Source organism: Pseudomonas sp. M2(2023), assembly GCF_030263955.1.
Taxonomy (GTDB): Bacteria; Pseudomonadota; Gammaproteobacteria; order Pseudomonadales; family Pseudomonadaceae; genus Aquipseudomonas; species Aquipseudomonas asiatica.
Genome location: NZ_CP127114.1, coordinates 4691329 through 4709917 on the forward strand (window position 1 = coordinate 4691329; position 18589 = coordinate 4709917).

An 18589-nucleotide genomic window follows, 5' to 3' on the forward strand; every position below is an offset into this window, starting at 1 on the left:
TTGCCGGGGCTGCTTTGCAGCCCCAAAAAATCACACTTTCTTCACAGGCTGCTCATCAAACGCCTGCCAGCCACCACCCAGGGCCTTGTACAACCCCACCAGCGCCTGCGACACCGCCGCAGAACTGTCGATCCACTGCTCCTCGCTGGCCAGCAAAGCCCCCTGCACCGTCAGCACATTGAGAAAGTCCACCGCCCCTTCCACATACTGGCGCTGGGCAGTTTCCAGGGCGATGCGGTTCTGCCGCACCGCCTCGGCCAAGTGGTCGCGGCGCAGCTGGCTGGCGTTGTACAGGCGTAGCACATCGTCGATTTCATGCCAGGCACCCAGCACCACCTTGCGGTAGTTCAGCGCCGCTTCCTGCTGCTGCGCCTCGCGCAGCTCCAAGGTGCCCTTGAGCCGGCCACCCTCGAAGATCGGCAGCGACAGCTGCGGCCCGAAGGCGAAGCGGCGTGAATCCCAGGCGCCGAAATCGGACAGCTGCATGGCCTGGAACCCGACACTGCCCGACAGCCGGATGCTGGGGTAGAAGTCGGCCTTGGCCACGCCAATGCTGGCGGTGGCAGCATGCAAACGAGCCTCGGCCTGGCGAATGTCCGGGCGGCGTTCGGCCAGTTCGGACGGCAGGCCAATGGCGAACTTCTGCTGCGGCGCAGGCAGTTCGCCGCCCTGCAGCAACTCGGCCTGCAGGCTGCGCGGCGGTTCGGCGGCAAGCAGGCTGAGGGCGTTGATCAAGTCGTCGCGCCGCGCTTCCAGGCTAGGCAGGCGCGACTCGATCGAGGCGACCTGGGCACTGGCCTGAGCCACGTCCAGGCGCGTGGCGACACCTTCGGCCTGGCGGTTCTCGGACAACTTCAGGCTGTGCTGGGCGACCTTGAGGTTGTCGCGGGTCACATCGATGGTGTGCTGCACAGCGCGCAGCTGGATATAGTTGCCTGCGGTTTCCGAAAGCAATGCCAACAGCACGCCGCGGCGGTCGTTCTCGGCCACTTCGACCGTGGCATCGGCAGCCTCGACCTGGCGCCGCACACGGCCCCACAGGTCCAGCTCCCAGCCGGCCACAAGGTCACCCTGCCAGAGGTTGAAGGCTTCCTTGCCCGCCTTGCCGGACGGGTCACTCAGGCCTTCGGCACTGTTGCGCGAGCGGCTGTAGCCAGCGTTCACATCCACCGACGGTACTTCGTCGGCAGCCACGGTGCTGCGCAGGGCGCGGCTTTGCAGCAGGCGGGCGCTGGCCATCTGCAGGTCGAGATTGCGCTCGGCAACGCGTTGGATCAAGGCACTCAGGCCGGCGTCGTGAAAGCTCTCCCACCAGCGCAGTTCCAGCGGTTCGGCCTGCGGCTGGCTGGCCGCCGCCTCGCCTTGCAGCGGCGCCCACTGTTGCGGGGCCTGGCTGTCAGGGCGCTGGAAGTCAGGGCCCAAGGTGCAGCCGGCCATCAATACGGCCAGCAGCAACGGGCTCAAGCGTAATGCCGCTTTCATCGTGCACTTACCTCTTTGCCGTCCAGCTTGTCACCACGGGTGTCGATGGTCGCTTCCACCGACATGCCCACGCGCAGGCGGGCAAGCAGCGGCTGGCCGTCATCGAAAACGATCTTCACCGGGATGCGCTGCACCACCTTGGTGAAGTTGCCGGTAGCGTTGTCCGGCTTGACCGCAGCGAAGGTCACGCCGGTGGCCGGGGCGATGCTTTCCACATGGCCTTGCAGCTTCTCACCGGCAAAGGTGTCGACGCTGATGCTCACGGCCTGGCCAGGCTGTACGTGGGTCAGCTGGGTTTCCTGGAAGTTGCCGACCACGTAGGCCTGCTGCAACGGCACCACCGACAGCAGGCGGGCGCCCGGGTTGACGTAGGCACCGACACGCAAGGCACGCTCGCCGACCATGCCGTCCACCGGCGCGGTGATGCGGGTGTAGGACAGATCGAGCTGGGCCTTTTCCAGCCCTGCCTCGGCCCGCTTCAGCTGGCCGTCGGCACTGGCCACCTGGGCGGTAAGGATATCCACCTGCTTGCGCGCCGCTACCAGTGCCGCCTGGGCATTGGCCAGGCGTGCGCGGGCCTGGTCGACCCCGCTGCGTGCCTGCTGGGCGTTCTGCACGGTGCCGGCACCTTGCTCGGCCAGGCGGCTGTAGCGGTTGACCTCATGGTCGGCGAACGCAGCTTCGGCCTGGGCCGCTTTCACTGCAGCCTCAGCCTGGGCAATCAGCGACGCCTGGCGCTCGAGGGTGGCACGGGCATCGGCGCTTTGCGCCTGGGCCACCAGCAACTGCGCCTGCGCAGCATCCAGCGCGGCCTGGTAGTCACGGGCATCGATGGTAGCCAGCAACTGGCCGGCCTTGACCTGCTGGTTGTCCTCCACCAGCACGTCCTTGATGAAGCCGGCGATCTTGGGCGCGACCACGGTGTAGTCGGCGACAACATACGCGTCATTGGTGCTCTGGCGGTGGTCGCTGCCAAACATCCACGGGCCGACGATGGCAGCCAGGACGGCCACGGCAAGCACCGAGCCGATGAACAGGGTTTTGCGGTTGTTGGTCATTTAAGTGGTTCTCGAATTCATCCAGGGTTCAGGCCACCGCGCGCGGCGGATAGACCCGGGTAGGCACGAAAGGAATCAGGCAGATCAGGGCCACGGCAATGCAGGCCATGACCAGGTAGAGGTCGGCCGAGGTCAGCACCAGCGCCTGGTCGTGGATGCGCCTGGCCAGGCCGGCTGCGTTACCGTCGACCAGCGGGGCGTTGCCAAGGCTGTCCACCAGGTGGTTGGAATGAAAGTGCCGGCGCAGGGTGCCCAAGGCGTCCAGCAGGCCACCGGCGATCACTGCGGCCAGGCCTTTGACAGTGTTGAACCAGCTGGAGGCGAACGGGCCTTCCTGCGGGGTCATGCCGTTGGTGGACAGCATCAGCAGCGGCAGCACTGCCATTGGCTGGCCGAACACCTGCAGCAGGTAGAACGGGTAGAAATCGCCACGGATCCACTCGCTGGTCAGCAGGCTGCTGCCGACACAGGACACCGCCAGCATCGCCAGGCCGATCCCCAGCACCCAGCGGCAGTCCACTGCGCGGATATTGCACAGCGCCGCCGTCAACGGCAGGGCGACCAGCTGCGGCATGGCCACCAGCATCATCAGCGGGCTGGTCTGCGCCGGGCGGTAGCCCTGAATCTGCGCCAGATAGGCCGACGGAATGCTGCCGACGCCCGAGAGCACGATCAGCACACCGGCCAGGGTCACCAGAGCGAAACTCAGGTTGCGCCGCGACAGCATGCGCAACTGGAAGAATGGCAACGGCTCGGACCATTCGTTGTACATGAACAGCACCAGCAACAGCAGGCCACCGCCGAGCAGCCAGCAGATCAGCGGCGAATCGAACCAGCCCCAGCGGTCACCCAGCGACAGGCCCAGCACGATGCAGCTGATGGCGGGCAGGCCGAGCAGCACGCCGCGCCAGTCGAACTGCTTGAAGCGCTCCAGGCGCAGCGGGTCCTGCGGCAGGCCCCAACCGACGCAGAACATGGCCAGCGCCGAGGGCAGGATGATCTGCCAGAACGCCCACTGCCAACCGACGTATTCAGTCCACAGCCCTGCCAGCGGCGTGCCGAGGTTGGGGCCGAAGGTGGCGGTGAGGGCATAGCAGGCCAGGCCATAGACCTTGATGCCCGGTGGCAGGAAGCGCAGGGCCACGCTCATCAACATCGGCGGCAAGGCACCAGAGGCGAAGCCCTGGAGCACACGCAGCAGCATCAGGCTGTGCAGGTTGGGGGCGAACGGTTGCAGCAGGCCGAGCACGGCGAACAGACCGATCGCGCTCATGGTGAAGCGCCGCAGCGAGAACGTGGTGGCCAGCCATGGCGCGAAGGCCATGGCCGAAACCGAGGCGGCGCTGTAGACCGCCAGCAGCCAGGCGCCTTCGTCGGCACCGATGCCCATGGCCCCACGGATATCGGCCAGGGAGATCTTGGTCACCGACTCGTTGAGGCCCGCGCACAACACGGCCAGCAGCACACCGAACAGCCCGACCACTACCTGCAGGCCGAACGCAGTCTGCGCAGGCGCGGCCGGCGCGGGGGCGGCGGCAATCGCGGCAGACGGGGCGGGCAGGGAACTCATGGGCAGACATCTCCAGCAACAAATTTGCGACTGGAGCAAGTCTAAGAAGGTCGAATGCTGACGAAAACTGACTTATCGATAGGTTTATGTTGCGTCAGGCGCAATCCACTTCAAAACCCAGTCGCCTGCTTCGCGGGTGAACCCGCTCCCACAGGGACATCACAGGCCTTGAGAGGTGTGTTGTACCTGTGGGAGCGGGTTCACCCGCGAAAAGGCCGGCCCAGGCAGAACATCACTCAAGGGTCGACACTGCAGCAAGCCTTCAGGGTCTGCCGCAACCACCGATGCGCGGGGTCATTGTGAAACCGTGGGTGCCATGCCTGCAGCACGTTGACCCGCTCTAGCGGCACCGGGATCTCGAACGAGCGCAGCGGCAGCCCTAGCTTGTGCACGCTGTTGAGGATGTTGGCCGGCATCGGCAGGATCAGGTCGGAATCCGGCAGCGAGAACAGCGCCGAGTGAAAGCTCGGGGTAATCAGCGCCACCCGCCGTTGCACCTTGAAGTTGGCCAGTTCCACATCGATCGGCCCATTGGCCCGTCCACGGCGTGACACGCTGATCTGTGGATAACTGGCAAAGCTGTGCGCCGTGATCGGCTGCTCGAAGATCGGGTGGTCGCGCCGCGCCAGGCCCACATAGTAGGTCTGGAACAGGCTCTGTACCTTGATCTCCGGCCCCAGGTCCACGGTCGAGCTGATGATCAGGTCGGTACGCCCGTCGCGCAGCACGCTGTCGTCATCGCCGCCGGGGCTTTCCGGCACGAAGCGCAGCACCGTGCGCGGTGCCTGTTCGTGCATGCGCCGCAGCAACTGGGCGCCGTACAGGGCGATGAACAGGTCGTTGGTGCGGATGTTGAAGGCCCGGTCAAGCTTGGGCAGGTCGACCTCGTCGCCACTGCGGAACACCTCGCCGGCCTGCTCCACCAACGCCGCCACCTGCTCGCGCAGGGCCAGCGCCCGCGGCGTCGGCACCAAGCCGCGACCGGCGCGCACCAGGATCGGGTCACCCAACGCATCGCGGATACGCCCCAGGGTCCGGCTCATCGCCGCCGGGCTGAGGTTCATGCGCTGCGCCGCGCCGACCACGCTACCTTCGTCGAGCAGGGCATCGAGGGCGACGAGCAGGTTCATGTCCGGGAGTTGCATGGCCGTTTTCCGTTACAGCTGTGGGGAATGGCGATGGTAGCAGGTTGCTGGATTGCACCAGACGCAATGCGCTCATGCGTGGTGGGGCATTTATCCTGAGGGTGGATTGAGCCAAGAATGAGGAATGGCAGGTTCGGCCTCTTCGCGGGTGAACCCGCTCCCACAGTGACTGCACAGGCTTTGAATACTGTGGCGCACCTGTGGGAGCGGGTTTACCCGCGAAGAGGCCAGAACAGACAACCCCTTAGCCAGCCTGAAACAAGGATTCCACATGCCCAGCCCCGTCCTGATCGCCATCGACGCCTCCCCTGCATCCACTGCCCTGCTCACCCTCGCCCGCCGCTACTGCCGCCCCGACGACCACGAACTGCACGTGCTGCTGGCCATCGACTCTACCTTCGCCGTCCACGACCAACCCGCGCCTTACACCGCAGAAGAACTGGAAGAATACCCCGCCGCCTGCGAAGAGCAGCACCAGGCCGACCAGGCCGTGGCCGAGGCGGTGCGCGAGTTGCAGCAAGCCGGCTTCGCCAGCCGGGGCTGCATGGTGGCCGGGCAGCCGGTCGAGGCGATCGTGGCCAAGGCGCAGGAACTGGATTGTGAACTGATCATCATGGGCCACCGCCACCTGTCGCGGCTGGGGCGGATGCTGGACCCGTCGATCAGCGCGAAGGTGATTGATCGGGTGAGGGTACCAGTGTTGGTGGGGGCAGCAAGCTAACTGCGCCGCTCCCACAGGATTTGCGCCAGCCCCAAGAGCAGCGCACCACTTGTGGGAGCGGGCAAGCCCGCGAAGAGGCCAGTAGCTGCACCACCTCACCCCGGCTCAGCCCTCGCTCGGCTTCACCACCACCGTACAAGTCGTACCCGCCGCCAGCAAAAACCCGTCCGGCACTTCATCGATATGAATGCGCACCGGCACCCGCTGCGCCAGCCGCACCCAGTTGAAGGTCGGGTTCACATCGGCGATCAACTCGCGGCTTTGTGGGTTGTCGCGGTCGTAGATGCCGCGGGCGATGCTCTCCACGTGGCCCTTGATGCGCTCGCCGCTCATCATCTGCAGCTCGGCCTGGTCACCCACCTTCACATGCGGCAGCTTGGTCTCCTCGAAGAACCCGTATACCCAGAACGAATTCTCGTCGACCACCGCCATCACCGCTTCACCGGTACGCGCATAGTCACCCTTGTGGATATTCAGGTTGGTCACGTAGCCGTCCACCGTGGCCACGATATGGGTGCGCTTGAGGTTCAGTTCGGCGGCAGCCAGCTCGGCAAGGGCCTGCTGGTAGTCCGCCTGGGCGGAGTTGGCGATGTTGCTGGCGTCATCGCGGTTTTCCTTGGAAATCACCAGGTTGTCCATGTCGGCACGGCGCTTGGCGTTGACCTTGCGCATCTCCCAGGTGGCCTTGCGCGATGCAACCTGCGCCTTGGCCTGGTCGACCGCCAATTGGTAATGCTCGGGGTCGATCTGGATCAGCAGGTCGCCCTTCTTCACCCGCTGGTTGTCCTTGACCGGCACATCCACCACATAACCAGGCACGTCGGCAGCGACGTTGATGATGTCGGCACGCACACGGCCGTCGCGAGTCCAAGGCGTGGTCATGTAGTGCAGCCACAACTGGCGACCGATCACCACGGCAGCGGCAAGCACCAACAGGGTGGCGATCAGGCTGAAGAACTTTTTCATCGAAGGATTCTCACCAGTAGAGCGACAGCGCCAGGGCGCCGAATAGGCAGACGAACAGGCTCAGGCGCAGCAGCGCCGGGTGCCAGAAGAAGCGGTAGCCATCATGGCTGGCAATGTACCGGTCCAGCCCCCAGGCCAGGCCCAGGGCGAACAGGAACATCAAGGTCATGGTGGGCATGTACACGCCATGGAAGGCGATTTCACGGGGCATGGTTTCACGGAGCATCGTGCAGTCCTTTCGCCGGTGCCAACGGCGACTGTGGGTCGAGCAGGGTAGATCGGATGAAGTGCAGGTAGCTTTGCGCGCGGCGCAGCACCGAAGTGTCGAAGTGGCGGGCGAAGGGCTCGTCGGTGGCCTGCACGCGGGCGATGGCGTGGTCCACTGCCACCAGCGCGCGTTCGTGGTTGCTGGCGCTGGGCTGAAGGAACAACCGGGCCAGGGCACGGCCCATCACGCGGATCGCCTGGCGCCAGGGCTGCGACTCGGCGTAGGCCGGGTGCACCGGTGCGCGGGCCTGCTCCTTGCGCAGCTCGATGATGGCATGGCCGATTTCCAGCACGGTGAACATCCAGCCCATCAACTGGCTCTGTACCTGCGGCTTGCCGGCTGCCAGGCCATAGGCCTGGTGCAGCAGGTCACGGGTGCGGCTTTCGAAGGCTGAACCCAGGCCGCGCAGGCGCCCGCTGATGGCGAACAGCACCTGCTCGCGCAGTTCCTGCTCCAGGCGGCTCCACAGCCAGCGGCTGTTGGGCGGCAGGATGATCGCCCCGGCAGCGGCACAGACGAACATGCCGATGACCATGCCGATGTAGTCGTTGATGAAGGTGTACGGGTCATACACGGTGAGGTTGTTCGGCACCGAGCCGATGGCGAAGAACACCAGCAGGCCGATGCCGTAGCCGGCATAGGCCGGCCGTGACGAGAGGAACGCGCCCAGTACGAACACCGGTGCCAGGACCATGCACAGCAGCGGGAAACCGTCGATCCAGGGGAACACAAAGAAGGTTTCGAAGAAGCCGACGAAGGCACCAATCGCCGTGCCGCAGGCCATCTGGAACGACATGCGCTTGGGGTTCGGCGAGGCCGCAGACAGGCCCACGGTGACGGAGGCGATCAGGGTCATCATGGCGCCGCTGGGCCAGTCGCTGAGCAGCCAGTAGCTGCCCAGCAACAACAGCACCGCCGAGGCGCGCACACCGGCGGCCAACGATACCAGCCAGCTGGTCTGCGCCACGTAGGGCTCATCCCACTGCTCGCGTTCGTGCCGGTGCGCTGCCAGCGAGGCATGGGTTTCGGCATAACTGTACATCTCGTCGACGAAGCGGTAGAGCAGCTCGAAGGCAGTATGGAAGTCGAGCAGGTCGGACTCGCTCGGCTCGGTTGCCAGGTACTCGGCGCGCAAGCCGCGCACCTGTGCCTGCAAGCCTTCCTTGTAGGCGGCCAGCTCCAGGGTCAGGCGCAGCGCATCGGCGTCGGTCAGCGCCCGGCCCACGTAAGGCTGCAACAGCTCCACCAGGGTGTTCAGGCCTGGCTCGATGGCGCCGACGATCTGCAGCGGGCCGCGGGCGCGAAGGCGTTCCAGCAAACGGTGCAGGGCATTGAAGCGCGTGGTGATGGCCATGAACTCGCTGTTCATGCGCACCAGGCGACCAGAGCGCCGGCGCATGTGCGGGTCTTCGAAGGCGGTGACGTTGCGCAGGCTCTCGAGGCCCACTGCTTCAGCGACGAAGCGCACGTTGCTGCTCTCGAAGCGGTCCCGCTGGCTTTCGCCGCGCAGGGCCTCGACCACCACCCCGGCGAACACGCCAAAGCGCTGGTACAGGGCGTTGCGCATGGCGGCACTGGCCGACTGCGGCAGGATCGCGGCGCTGACGAAGGTCGACACCAGAATGCCCAGGGCGATTTCCAGCACCCGCCATACCGCCGCCATGAAAGCCTGGTCAGGGTGCTCAAGCACCGGCAGGCCGATCATCGCCGCGGTGTAGCCGGCCAGCACGAAGCCATAAGCGCGGAAGGTGCGGTAGCGCATGGCACCGGCCGAACACAGGCCTACCCACAGGGCCAGGCTGGGCAGGAACAGCTCGGTGTTCTGCGGGAATATGGCGATCAGCGCCACCATCATCGCCGAGCCGGCCAGGGTGCCGAGCACCCGGTAGAAGCTCTTGGCGAACACATGCCCGCTTTGCGGCTGCATGACGATGAACACGGTGATCATCGCCGTGCGCGGTTGCGGCAGCTCCAGGCGCATGGCCAGCCACAGGGTGATGAACGCAGCGGCCAGCACCTTGAAGATGTACACCCAGGTCACCCCGTCGGTGCGCGCCCAGGCAAAGAAGCCCCGGCGCCATTCCAGGCTCTGCAGCCAGCGCACGGGCAAACTGGAAGTGCTCATTCGGCGTTATCCGGCTTCTTGTCGAGAATGGCCAGGGTGGCCGGGGTTTTCGGTGCGGCCTGGCGCTCCTCTTTCGGCACATCCTGACCAGCCTGCAAGCCACCGCCCAGGGCGGTGACCAGCTCGGCATGGGCAATCAGGCGGGCAGCCTGCACCTGCTGTTGCACCTGCTGCTGGCGGAACAGCAAGGTCTGGGCGTTGAGCACGTTGAGGTAGTCGGTAAGGCCACGCTGGAAGGCGACCATGGCAATGTCGTAGGTTTTCTGCGCGGCCGCTACCGACTCGGCGGCGAAGTGCGACTGCTCTTTCATCGACTCACGGCGAATCAGCTGGTCGGAGATGTTCTTCAGCGCACCGACCACGGTCTGGTTGTAGCGCGCCACGGCCACGTCATAGCCCGCCGAGGCCACGCCCAGCTGCGAGCGCAGGCGGCCACCGTCGAAGATCGGCAAGCTGATGGCCGGGCCAACGTTGTAGTTGAACTTGCGCCCGGTGAGGAATTCCAGCGGGCCACCACCGGTTGCCATGAAGCCAAGGCTGCCGACCAGGTCGACGTTGGGGAAGAAGCCGGCGTGAGCGACATCGATGCCCCGCGCCTGGGCGGCTACCTGCCAACGGCTGGCGACCACGTCGGGGCGCTGGCCGACCAGTTCGGCCGGCAGGTTCGACGGCAGCCTCAGCGGCGCGGCCAGGGCCAGGCTCGGGCGCTGCAACTGCGCGCCCTCCCCCGGGCCCTTGCCGGCCAGGGCGGCCAGCTGGTTGCGGGCCAGGGCAATTTCTTCGTCCAGGCTGTCGAGCTGGCGGTGGGTTTCCGGCAACGGTGCTTCGGCCTGGCTGACTTCGAAGTGAGTGCCGATGCCGGCATCCAGGCGGCGCTTGGCCAGGGCCAGGATCTGCTCCTGCTGTTCCAGCTCGGCCTTGACGATATCGCGCTGGGCGAAGTGCAGGCTCAGCTGGATGTAGGCGCGCACCACGTTGTTCTGCAGCTCCAGCTGCGCCTGGCGGGCTTCGGCCACGCTCATGTGCGCCTGGTCCACGGCCTGCTCGCTGGCGTTGCGTTCGCGGCCCCACAGGTCGAGCGCATAGCTGAAGCCAATGGCGGCGTTGTTGTCCCAGGTATTGGCGCCGGACAGCGCGCCCGGGCCATAGAACTGGTCTTCAGGCCAGTTGTGGCGCTTGAGCGTGGCCTGGCCGTTGCCCTGGAGTTTTTCCGCCGACTCGACCACGCCGGCCATGGCCTTGGCTTCGCGCACCCGCGCCGCAGCCATGGCCAGGCTCGGGCTGCCGGCCACGGCCAGGGCAACCCAGCGGTCCAGTTGTGGGTCGCCATAGGCGTGCCACCACTGCTGGTCGGGCCAGTGGGCGTCGGTCGCGGCTTCGCGTATGGCCGCGTCGGTGGTCAGGGTATTGGCTTGCAGCGTCTTGCTTTGCGGGGCAATGCCCCAGGTTCCGATACAGCCGCTCAAGGTGAGGGCAAGGGCACAGGCACTGAACGCATTGAGCGTTCTGATGATGCGACGCGGCACAGCTGCGATTTCCCGAGGAAGAGGTGAAGGGGCCGGGCAATTCTAGGGGGCGGCAGCACTGGCGATAAGCGTGGATTCCTGCGAATCTTTGTTACCAAAACAGCGATAATCCGCCTTTGGTCGAAGGCAACTTTTCATCTCTTTTACGTTACTTCGTGACACAATTTTGTCCTCTACATCGAGAGTGACCCATGGACACCCTGCAAAACATGCGTGCTTTCAGTTGCGTAGCCCAACTCGGCAGCTTTACCGCTGCCGCCGGGCAACTGGATACGACCACCGCGAACGTGTCGCGGGCGGTCTCCAACCTGGAAGCCCATCTGCAAACAAGGCTGCTCAACCGCACCACCCGCCGCATTGCGCTGACCGAAGCCGGCAAGCGCTACCTGATGCGTTGCGAACAGATTCTTACCTATGTCGAAGAAGCCGAAGCCGAGGCCAGCGACGCCCATGCCCGCCCGGCCGGGCAGTTGAAGGTGCACTCGATGACCGGGGTCGGTCAGCACTTCGTGGTCGACGCCATCGCCCGCTACCGCGAATCGCACCCGGACGTGACCTTCGACCTGACCATGGCCAACCGCGTGCCTGACCTGCTCGACGAGGGCTATGACGTGTCCATCGTGCTGGCCACCGAACTGCCCGACTCGGGGTTCGTGTCCCAGCGCCTGGGCATCACCTACAGCATCGTCTGCGCCTCGCCCGCCTACATCGCCCGCCACGGCGTGGCGCACAAGCCTGCCGACCTGCTCAAGCACGCCTGCCTGCGCATGGTCAGCCCGGTGATCCCGTTGGAAAAATGGCTGTTCGACGGGCCGGAAGGCCAGGAAATGGTCAACATCACCAGCTCGCCGTTCATGGTCAATACTGCCGATGCCATGAAGACCGCCATCCGCAGCGGCATGGGCGTGGGCGTGCTGCCAATCTATTCGGCCATCGACGGCCTGCGCGATGGCAGCCTGGTACGGGTGCTGCCCGAGTACCGGCTGCAGGAGCTGAACCTGTACGCCATCTACCCGTCGCGGCAGTACCTGGATGCCAAGATCAAGACCTGGGTCGAGTACCTGCGCAACTCGCTGCCGGAGATTCTGGCAGCCCATGAGGCAGACCTGAAAACCCATCAGGTGATGATTGCCAACTAAAAAGCTGCTGCATTGCGGGGGCGGACAATGGTAGGTTGCTAACCATTGTCAGGCCATTCGCGGGCACGCCCGCTCCCACAGGTAATGCACAGGCCTTCAATCTGTGCGGTACCTGTGGGAGCGGGCGTGCCCGCGAAGAAGCCCCCACCGTCCCACGCCTTGCAGAGAAGTTGCCCGATGAAAAAGACCGTCCTGGCCTTCAGCCGTATCACCCCGGCCATGGCCGAACGCCTGCAGCAAGACTTCAACGTGATCGTGCCGAACCCCAAGCTCGGCGACATCAATGCCCAGTTCAACGAAGCCCTGCCCGAGGCCCATGGCCTGATCGGCGTTGGCCGCAAGCTCGGCCGGGCGCAACTCGAAGGGGCGACCAGGCTGGAGGTGGTATCCAGCGTGTCGGTCGGCTACGACAACTACGACCTGGACTACTTCAACGAACGCGGCATCGCCCTGACCAACACCCCCGACGTGCTGACCGAAAGCACCGCCGACCTGGGCTTTTCGCTGATCATGGGCTGCGCCCGCCGCACCGCCGAGCTGGATGCCTGGACCAAGGCCGGCAACTGGCAAGCTACCGTAGGCCCGGCCCACTTCGGCAGCGATGTGCACGGCAAGACCTTGGGCATCGTCGGCATGGGCAACATCGGTGCCGCCATTGCCCGTCGCGGCCGGTTCGGTTTCAACATGCCGGTGATCTATTCCGGCAACAGTCGCAAGACCGCACTGGAGCAAGAGCTGGGCGCACAGTTCCGCAGCCTGGAGCAACTGCTGGCCGAGGCCGACTTCGTCTGCATCGTTGTGCCGTTGTCCGATGCCACCCGCAAGCTGATCGGTGCGCGTGAGTTGCAACTGATGAAGCCGAGCGCGTTCCTGATCAACATCGCCCGCGGGCCGGTGGTGGACGAGGCGGCGCTGATCGAGGCACTGCAGAACGGCACCATTCGCGGTGCGGGCCTGGATGTGTACGAAAAAGAACCGCTGAGCGATTCGCCGCTGTTCAAGCTGCCCAATGCCCTGACCTTGCCGCACATTGGCTCGGCCACTGCCGAAACCCGCGAGGCCATGGCCAACCGGGCAATCGACAACCTGCGCGCGGCGCTGCTGGGTGAGCGGCCGCGGGACCTGGTGAACCCGCAGGTGTGGAGGAATTGACAGCTTCAGATTCACTTCTTTTCAAAAGTGCCATGTAACCTTTACGGCGCGACCTGTCTAAACACAGTAAGCGCCGCGAACAAAGCTCAAAGTCAAAAATTGCCCCTCTATCAGCGGCAGAAAAGCATCTGAAGCCGCTTTGCAACTGATAAAATTGCCAGTTTCATTTTTTAGCGGACCGATAGAACAATAACGCCTCAAAACATGGAGGCGCATGATGAAAATCACCATCGACACTATCAAGCCAAATTTTCTAATTCTCCCTCTGAGACAAAGCTTCACACTTAAGTCATCCTTGAATACCCCCTTGCGCTGGGAGCTAGAAGGAGAAAAACTGGGAACACTAAAAGAGGAGGGAGCAAATGCTATTTATACTTCCCCAGATGAAATAATTCCCGGAGACTCTGACGATATCCTTTCGCATTTCAAAAAGGACATCGTGACAGCTTTCAAAGATGGGAAGTACTACAGTGCGACCATACTAACAACCAATCTCACTTCGGATTCGTACAAGATTGAACTAGAAGCCTCCAACAATCAGAAACTGCTGCGACTTTACAGAAACAGAAAATTGGAAGGATGGGTAGAAATCCCTCTGGAAAGTACGGAGTGGTATACATTGACCGGTAACGGTCGCGTGGACCCAAAAAATGGCGAGTACTATAGCTCTGGCGACAACCCTTTAACTACAGTCATTCTTGCCAACGACAAGAGTAATGATGACTTTTGGGGGTATTCACTAATCACCGTTGAAGCTGACTAGATATTCTGGCTGCCAGCGTTGATGGCACGAAGTCGCAGGATCTGGAACGATCTTCTATTGGAACCTCCTGCACCGGGCTCTTCTCGACAAGCTCAAGAGGGGGCCGATGCAGACTATGTACGCTTCACTTCGCTACCGCAGCTGCCTCAATGACCCGGCCCTTCGGCTTGCGAAACACCAGCACATTCCCCGCCATCACCGCCACCAGCCCCAACAAGGCCGGCGCTGTCCACTGATACCCCTCGGCCACCGCCGACACATTCAGCGCCACCAACGGGAACAGCACCGTGCAGTACGCTGCCCGCTCCGGCCCCATGCGCCCGACCAGGGTCAGGTAGGCGGTAAAGGCGATCACCGAGCCCGGCACCACCAGGTACAGCAACGAGCCTATGTACCGCACGTTCCACTCCATGCTGAATGGCACACCGCTGACCACGCAGAACACCGCCAGCATCACCGCCCCGTAGACCATGCCCCAGGCATTGGTGGTCATGGGTTTGAGCCCGGCCTTCTGCTGCATGCTCGACAGCATGTTGCCGGCCGAGAAGCACAGCGTGCCGAGCAGGGCCAGGCCAAGGCCGTACAGGGTTTCGCGGCTGGCCGCGTGGTGGGACAGCTCGGGCCAGAACAGCAGCCCCAGGCCAAGTAGCCCCAAGGCGCCGCCGCCGAGCACGTTGCTGGCGATCTTCTGGCCGAAGAAGATCCGCGCGTTGAGTGCGTTCCACAGGGTGGCGGTGGAGAACACCACGGCGATCAGGCCGCTGGCAATCCACTGGCTGGCGCTGAGGAAGCAGATGAAGTTGACACAGAACAGGCACAAGCCCTGGGCCAGGCAGATCTGGTGGCCACGCCGGTTCATTGGCTGCAGGCGGCGGGTGAGCAGCAGGAAGGCGAACAGGATCAGCCCGGCCAGGGCGAAGCGGTAGACGATCGAGACCGGAATGGCGACCACACCCAGTTGGAGTTTCAGGGCGATCCAGGTGGTGCCCCAGATCAGGACGGTTAGCAGGTAGAGTGACAGGTTCATGGCGACGGTTCCTTGGGCCTTTCAAGATCGGTGCCCGGCGCTTCGCGGCCAAAGCCGCTCCCACAAGGACCGCGCTGCTCTCGAGGCTGGCGCGGTCCCTGTAGGAGCGGGCTCACCCGCGAATCGAGGGCGCAGCCCTCGCCGAGGCATTTCAGTGTTCTCCTGTCGAACACCCACGCGCTTGCACAAACTTGCGCATTTGTCCCGCGGGTTGCTGTAAGCCTGCCCAAGGCGCAGTAGGATGGCAGGCAAGAGGAACCGCCCATGACGCCACTCACCCAGCTGCAAGTGTTCAACGCCATGCACGCCTCGCCCCACGCCCGGCTGGAGCTGAGCGCGCACCTGGGCGACGGGCTGGCGGCGGCGTTGTGGAGCAACCGCGACGATGCCCGCGACTACCAGGCACCGAGCCATCACACCCTGTCGTGCTACATCGCCGACGGCACTGGCACCTTTCGCCGCCAGCGCCCCGGCGACAAAGGGGCGCCCGACAAGCTGTGCGTGATGCCAGCCGGACAGGAATCGAACTGGGTGGTCAATGGTGCGATACGCCTGGCGCACCTGTATGTCAGCGAAACGCAGTTCGCCCTGGGCTGCGTGCGCCTGCTCGATCGTGAACCCCGTGAGCTGCAACTGCAGGAAGCGACCTTTCTCGACGACCCGCAGCAAGCCAAGCGCTTTCGCCAGCTGATAACCCTGGACTGGGATGAACCTGGCGAACGCCTGCTGGCCAGCAGCCTGGCGCACGAGATCGTCGACCATGCGCTGCTCAACCAGGTCGGGCTGCGCCAGGGCCTGCGCCTGAAAGGCGGGCTGGCACCGAGCCTGCGCCGGCAACTGGTCGACTACATCGAAGCGCACCTGGACCAGCCCATTACCCTGGGTGAACTGGCCTTGCGCTGCAACCTGTCCGAATACCACTTTGCCCGTATGTTCCGCGCCAGTTTCGGGCTGCCGCCGCACCAGTACCTGCTGGCTCGACGGCTGCATCGGGCCTGCCAGCTGTTGCGGCTGGGGGTGATGCCGCTGGGGGAGATTGCCCTGTTGTGCGGGTTTGCCAGTGCCAGCCATTTCAGCAACCGGTTCCGCCAGGCGGTCGGTGCAACGCCAGGCGAATACCGTACGGCCATTCGCGGCTAAAGCCGCTCCCACAGGGATCGCGCCACCCTCAAGGGCAGTGCAGTACCTGTGGGAGCGGCTTTAGCCGCGAAGAGGCCGGTTCAGGCTGGCCTAGAACTCGAAGGTACTGGACAAGCTCACCTGCCGCGCATCACCAATGGCCACAAAGTACTGGTTCACCGCCGAGCTGTAGTAAACCTTGTCGAACAGGTTCTTCACGTTCAGCTGCAGCAGCACCTTGTGCTCGTCGAGCCTGGTCTCGTAGCTGGCAAAGGCATCGGCCACGGTATAGGACGGCAGGTCGAAGGTGTTGGTCGAGTTACCCGCGCGCTCGCCGACATACCTTGCACCGGCACCGAGACGCAAGCGGTCGCCACCGAACAGGCTGCCATAGTCATACACCGCCGACAGCGAACCACTGTGCCGGGCCACGTTCTGCAGGCGGTTGCCCTGCAGGGCCGGGTCCTTGGTCACCTTGGCATCGGTGTAGGCATAGCTGCCAATCAGGCTCCATCGCTCACTCAGCTGGCCAGTCAGGTCCAGCTCAACGCCCCGTGAACCGACCTCCCCGGCATTGCTGTACACCGTTTCACGAGTACTGGTATCAAAGTTGGAAACCAGTACGTTGCGCTTGGTGATATCGAACAACGCCAGAGTGCCTGTCAGGCGGCCCGGCATGTCGAGCTTGGCGCCCAGTTCCCACGATTTGCCCTCCTCCGGCGCCACCGACGAGTCGAGCACTACATTGCCGACCAGCGGCGCGATAGTCGAGTTGGGCTTGAACGACTCGCTATAGCTGCCATAAAACGACAGTTGGTCATCGACCTTGTAGACGATACCTGCATGCGGCACCCACGCCTGGCCATTGATGTCGGTGTTGGCCTTGAAAGGGCGGCCACGGCCAGCGTACTGGTCGAACTGCTGGAAGCGCGCACCAGCCACCAGGATCCAGTGATCATCCAGGTGCAGCGCGTCCTGCACGAACAACGCGTCGGTGCGCAGCTTGTCGGTCTGGTCGCTGTCACTGGCTTTGACAGTGGTGCCCTCCACTTCCTGCCCGTAGACCGGGTTCATATAGCTGAAGGTGGATTGGGCGGTCTGCCGGATCATGTCACCGCGGAAAATCTTGCGGTCCTCGTGATCAATGCCGAACAGCAGGTCGTTCTGCATCCCGGCCAGTTGCACATTACCGGCCAGGCTCAAGGTGGCGAACTGGTCACGGCTCATGGCGTTGTGGGTGCCGTCGATGCTGCGCGACAGCGTGCCGCTATTTTCATTCACGCCGGTCACCCGCACCTGGCTGGCATCATAGGTTTCGCGGTTGAAGCTGTAGCCGAAGTGCAGCTTCCAGTCATCGGCCAGCTGGTGGTCGACTTCCAGACGGTAAAGGTCGGAGCGCCCTTCCATGTCGTTGAAGGGCTCGTCCAGGCGCCGCGTGGCTGGGATGTCCAGCGGGTGGCCGTTGTTGCCGAACGCCGTGCCACGGTCGAAGGGGTAGAGAAACTCGCGATGCTCGTAGGCCAGCACCACCTGGGTGTCTTCGCCCAGCCAGGCCAGCGACGGCGCTACCAGCGATTCGCGGTGCACGCCGTAGTTGCGCCAGTAGTCCTCATCTTCGTGGTCGACGATCAGCCGATAGGCGAAGTTGCTGTCGCCCAGTGCGCCGGTACTGTCGAACCCGCCACCGCTGCCGTTCTTGCCGCTGCCGTAGGTAGAACCGCGCACGGTCAGGGCGTTGTACTGCTCGAGTTGCGGGCGCTTGCTGACCACGTTGATCACCCCGCCCGGGTCCTGGATGCCGTACAGCAGCGAGACCGGGCCCTTGAGCACTTCGACCCGCTCGGTGCTGGCGTTGAGGCTGCGGCCCTGCACGATGGGCATGCCATCGCGCATGATCGAGCCGTCGCGGTTGTCGCCGAAGCCGCGCTTCATCACGGTATCGGAGGTACCACCGAAATTGTTGCCCTGGGTGATGCCGCTGACATTGGCCAGAGCGTCATCAAGGTTGCGTGGGGCCTGGTCACGGATGACCTGGACCGGTACCACATTGATGGCCTGGGGGATGTCCTGGCTCGGGCCCTGCCCGCGCATGATCGAGGCGGTAGCGGGGGGCTGATAGCTGTAGTCGTCCAGTTGCGAGGTCACGGTGATGGCCTGCAGGTTGAGGGCGCCGGAAGTGTCCACCGCTTCGAGGGTGAGCGTGCGCGAATCGACGCGGCGCCAGGCCAGCCCGGTAGTACCCAGCAGCTGTTGCAGGGCCTGTTCGGCGCTGAACCTGCCGTTCAATGCCGGCGCCTGCACACCTGGCAGTTCCAGGGTGTAGACCACGCTCTGGCCGGTGGTGCGGCTGAAGGCGCTGAGTGCCTGGGCAAGGGGTTGCGCCGGCTGGGCGAAGGTATACGCCTGCTGCTGCTCGGCGGCACAGGCCAGGGGGGCGACAGCGAATGCCGGGAGCGCGGAAAGGCCGAGCCAGAGAGGGACGCAACGCGGGGTGAACTTCATGGACGCTGACCTGTGAGAGGGATATG

15 protein-coding genes are annotated in these 18589 nt (G+C 64.1%); 5 read left to right on the top strand and 10 right to left on the bottom strand.

The window, feature by feature from the left end; all coding sequences use genetic code 11:
- Positions 1-30: 30 nt before the first annotated feature.
- The 4 genes from QN085_RS21575 to QN085_RS21590 all read right to left on the bottom strand — a co-directional run bounded on the left by QN085_RS21575 (position 31) and on the right by QN085_RS21590 (position 5255).
- A complete protein-coding gene (locus QN085_RS21575) occupies positions 31-1482 on the bottom strand; it encodes an efflux transporter outer membrane subunit (protein ID WP_013974163.1) in 1452 nt (483 codons plus the stop codon).
- Positions 1479-2540 (bottom strand): HlyD family secretion protein, encoded by a 1062-nt coding sequence (locus QN085_RS21580; protein ID WP_013974164.1) that lies wholly within the window; start codon positions 2538-2540, stop codon positions 1479-1481. Before QN085_RS21580 ends, QN085_RS21575 begins: the two co-directional genes overlap by 4 nt.
- A gap of 28 nt (positions 2541-2568) precedes the next feature.
- Positions 2569-4110, bottom strand: a complete 1542-nt coding sequence (locus QN085_RS21585; RefSeq protein WP_041505622.1) for an MFS transporter — start codon at positions 4108-4110, stop codon at positions 2569-2571.
- A gap of 236 nt (positions 4111-4346) precedes the next feature.
- Positions 4347-5255: a LysR family transcriptional regulator gene (locus tag QN085_RS21590; RefSeq protein ID WP_024087722.1), complete on the bottom strand. Its 909-nt coding sequence runs from the start codon at positions 5253-5255 to the stop codon at positions 4347-4349.
- 271 nt (positions 5256-5526) lie between these two features.
- On the opposite strand from QN085_RS21590, the gene QN085_RS21595 reads away from it, so the two are divergent.
- Complete coding sequence (locus QN085_RS21595) at positions 5527-5976, top strand: universal stress protein (RefSeq protein ID WP_013974167.1); 450 nt, start codon at positions 5527-5529, stop codon at positions 5974-5976.
- Between the two features lie 105 nt (positions 5977-6081).
- Here QN085_RS21595 and QN085_RS21600 read toward each other — a convergent pair whose 3' ends face one another.
- From QN085_RS21600 to QN085_RS21615, 4 genes are read right to left on the bottom strand one after another with little or no spacing between them, the layout of a single operon-like run.
- A complete protein-coding gene (locus QN085_RS21600; protein WP_013974168.1) occupies positions 6082-6942 on the bottom strand; it encodes an efflux RND transporter periplasmic adaptor subunit in 861 nt (286 codons plus the stop codon).
- Positions 6943-6952: 10 nt separating this feature from the next.
- The gene (locus tag QN085_RS21605; protein WP_003257154.1) at positions 6953-7153 is read right to left on the bottom strand and encodes a DUF1656 domain-containing protein; all 201 of its coding nucleotides are present in this window, start codon (positions 7151-7153) and stop codon (positions 6953-6955) included.
- A gap of 4 nt (positions 7154-7157) precedes the next feature.
- Positions 7158-9335, bottom strand: coding sequence for an FUSC family protein (locus tag QN085_RS21610; protein ID WP_024087723.1), 2178 nt, complete (start codon positions 9333-9335; stop codon positions 7158-7160).
- Positions 9332-10861 (bottom strand): efflux transporter outer membrane subunit, encoded by a 1530-nt coding sequence (locus QN085_RS21615; RefSeq protein WP_013974171.1) that lies wholly within the window; start codon positions 10859-10861, stop codon positions 9332-9334. Before QN085_RS21615 ends, QN085_RS21610 begins: the two co-directional genes overlap by 4 nt.
- A gap of 191 nt (positions 10862-11052) precedes the next feature.
- Here QN085_RS21615 and QN085_RS21620 point away from each other — a divergent pair, with 191 nt between their 5' ends.
- The 3 genes from QN085_RS21620 (at position 11053) to QN085_RS21630 (ending at position 13915) form a co-directional block, all read left to right on the top strand.
- Entirely contained in the window at positions 11053-12000 is a 948-nt protein-coding gene (locus QN085_RS21620) for a LysR family transcriptional regulator (RefSeq protein WP_013974172.1), read from the top strand.
- Between the two features lie 177 nt (positions 12001-12177).
- A complete protein-coding gene (locus QN085_RS21625) occupies positions 12178-13152 on the top strand; it encodes a 2-hydroxyacid dehydrogenase (protein WP_013974173.1) in 975 nt (324 codons plus the stop codon).
- Positions 13153-13369: 217 nt separating this feature from the next.
- Positions 13370-13915 (top strand): hypothetical protein, encoded by a 546-nt coding sequence (locus QN085_RS21630; protein ID WP_023662765.1) that lies wholly within the window; start codon positions 13370-13372, stop codon positions 13913-13915.
- Positions 13916-14039: 124 nt separating this feature from the next.
- Here the strand turns inward: QN085_RS21630 and QN085_RS21635 are convergent, their stop codons facing one another.
- Positions 14040-14942 carry a DMT family transporter gene (locus QN085_RS21635; protein WP_013974174.1) on the bottom strand — a complete coding sequence of 301 codons (903 nt, stop codon included), beginning with the start codon at positions 14940-14942 and terminating at the stop codon, positions 14040-14042.
- A gap of 264 nt (positions 14943-15206) precedes the next feature.
- Here QN085_RS21635 and QN085_RS21640 point away from each other — a divergent pair, with 264 nt between their 5' ends.
- Positions 15207-16082 carry a helix-turn-helix transcriptional regulator gene (locus QN085_RS21640; RefSeq protein ID WP_013974175.1) on the top strand — a complete coding sequence of 292 codons (876 nt, stop codon included), beginning with the start codon at positions 15207-15209 and terminating at the stop codon, positions 16080-16082.
- Positions 16083-16172: 90 nt separating this feature from the next.
- Here QN085_RS21640 and QN085_RS21645 read toward each other — a convergent pair whose 3' ends face one another.
- Entirely contained in the window at positions 16173-18563 is a 2391-nt protein-coding gene (locus tag QN085_RS21645; RefSeq protein ID WP_023661926.1) for a TonB-dependent siderophore receptor, read from the bottom strand.
- Positions 18564-18589: the final 26 nt, after the last annotated feature.

Coding starts and splice junctions, on each gene's coding strand:
- QN085_RS21575 (WP_013974163.1), bottom strand. CDS start 1,482: ATGAAAGCGGCATTACGCTTGAGCCCGTTGCTGCTGGCCGTATTGATG.
- QN085_RS21580 (WP_013974164.1), bottom strand. CDS start 2,540: ATGACCAACAACCGCAAAACCCTGTTCATCGGCTCGGTGCTTGCCGTG.
- QN085_RS21585 (WP_041505622.1), bottom strand. CDS start 4,110: ATGAGTTCCCTGCCCGCCCCGTCTGCCGCGATTGCCGCCGCCCCCGCG.
- QN085_RS21590 (WP_024087722.1), bottom strand. CDS start 5,255: ATGCAACTCCCGGACATGAACCTGCTCGTCGCCCTCGATGCCCTGCTC.
- QN085_RS21595 (WP_013974167.1), top strand. CDS start 5,527: ATGCCCAGCCCCGTCCTGATCGCCATCGACGCCTCCCCTGCATCCACT.
- QN085_RS21600 (WP_013974168.1), bottom strand. CDS start 6,942: ATGAAAAAGTTCTTCAGCCTGATCGCCACCCTGTTGGTGCTTGCCGCT.
- QN085_RS21605 (WP_003257154.1), bottom strand. CDS start 7,153: ATGCCCCGTGAAATCGCCTTCCATGGCGTGTACATGCCCACCATGACC.
- QN085_RS21610 (WP_024087723.1), bottom strand. CDS start 9,335: ATGAGCACTTCCAGTTTGCCCGTGCGCTGGCTGCAGAGCCTGGAATGG.
- QN085_RS21620 (WP_013974172.1), top strand. CDS start 11,053: ATGGACACCCTGCAAAACATGCGTGCTTTCAGTTGCGTAGCCCAACTC.
- QN085_RS21625 (WP_013974173.1), top strand. CDS start 12,178: ATGAAAAAGACCGTCCTGGCCTTCAGCCGTATCACCCCGGCCATGGCC.
- QN085_RS21630 (WP_023662765.1), top strand. CDS start 13,370: ATGAAAATCACCATCGACACTATCAAGCCAAATTTTCTAATTCTCCCT.
- QN085_RS21635 (WP_013974174.1), bottom strand. CDS start 14,942: ATGAACCTGTCACTCTACCTGCTAACCGTCCTGATCTGGGGCACCACC.
- QN085_RS21640 (WP_013974175.1), top strand. CDS start 15,207: ATGACGCCACTCACCCAGCTGCAAGTGTTCAACGCCATGCACGCCTCG.
- QN085_RS21645 (WP_023661926.1), bottom strand. CDS start 18,563: ATGAAGTTCACCCCGCGTTGCGTCCCTCTCTGGCTCGGCCTTTCCGCG.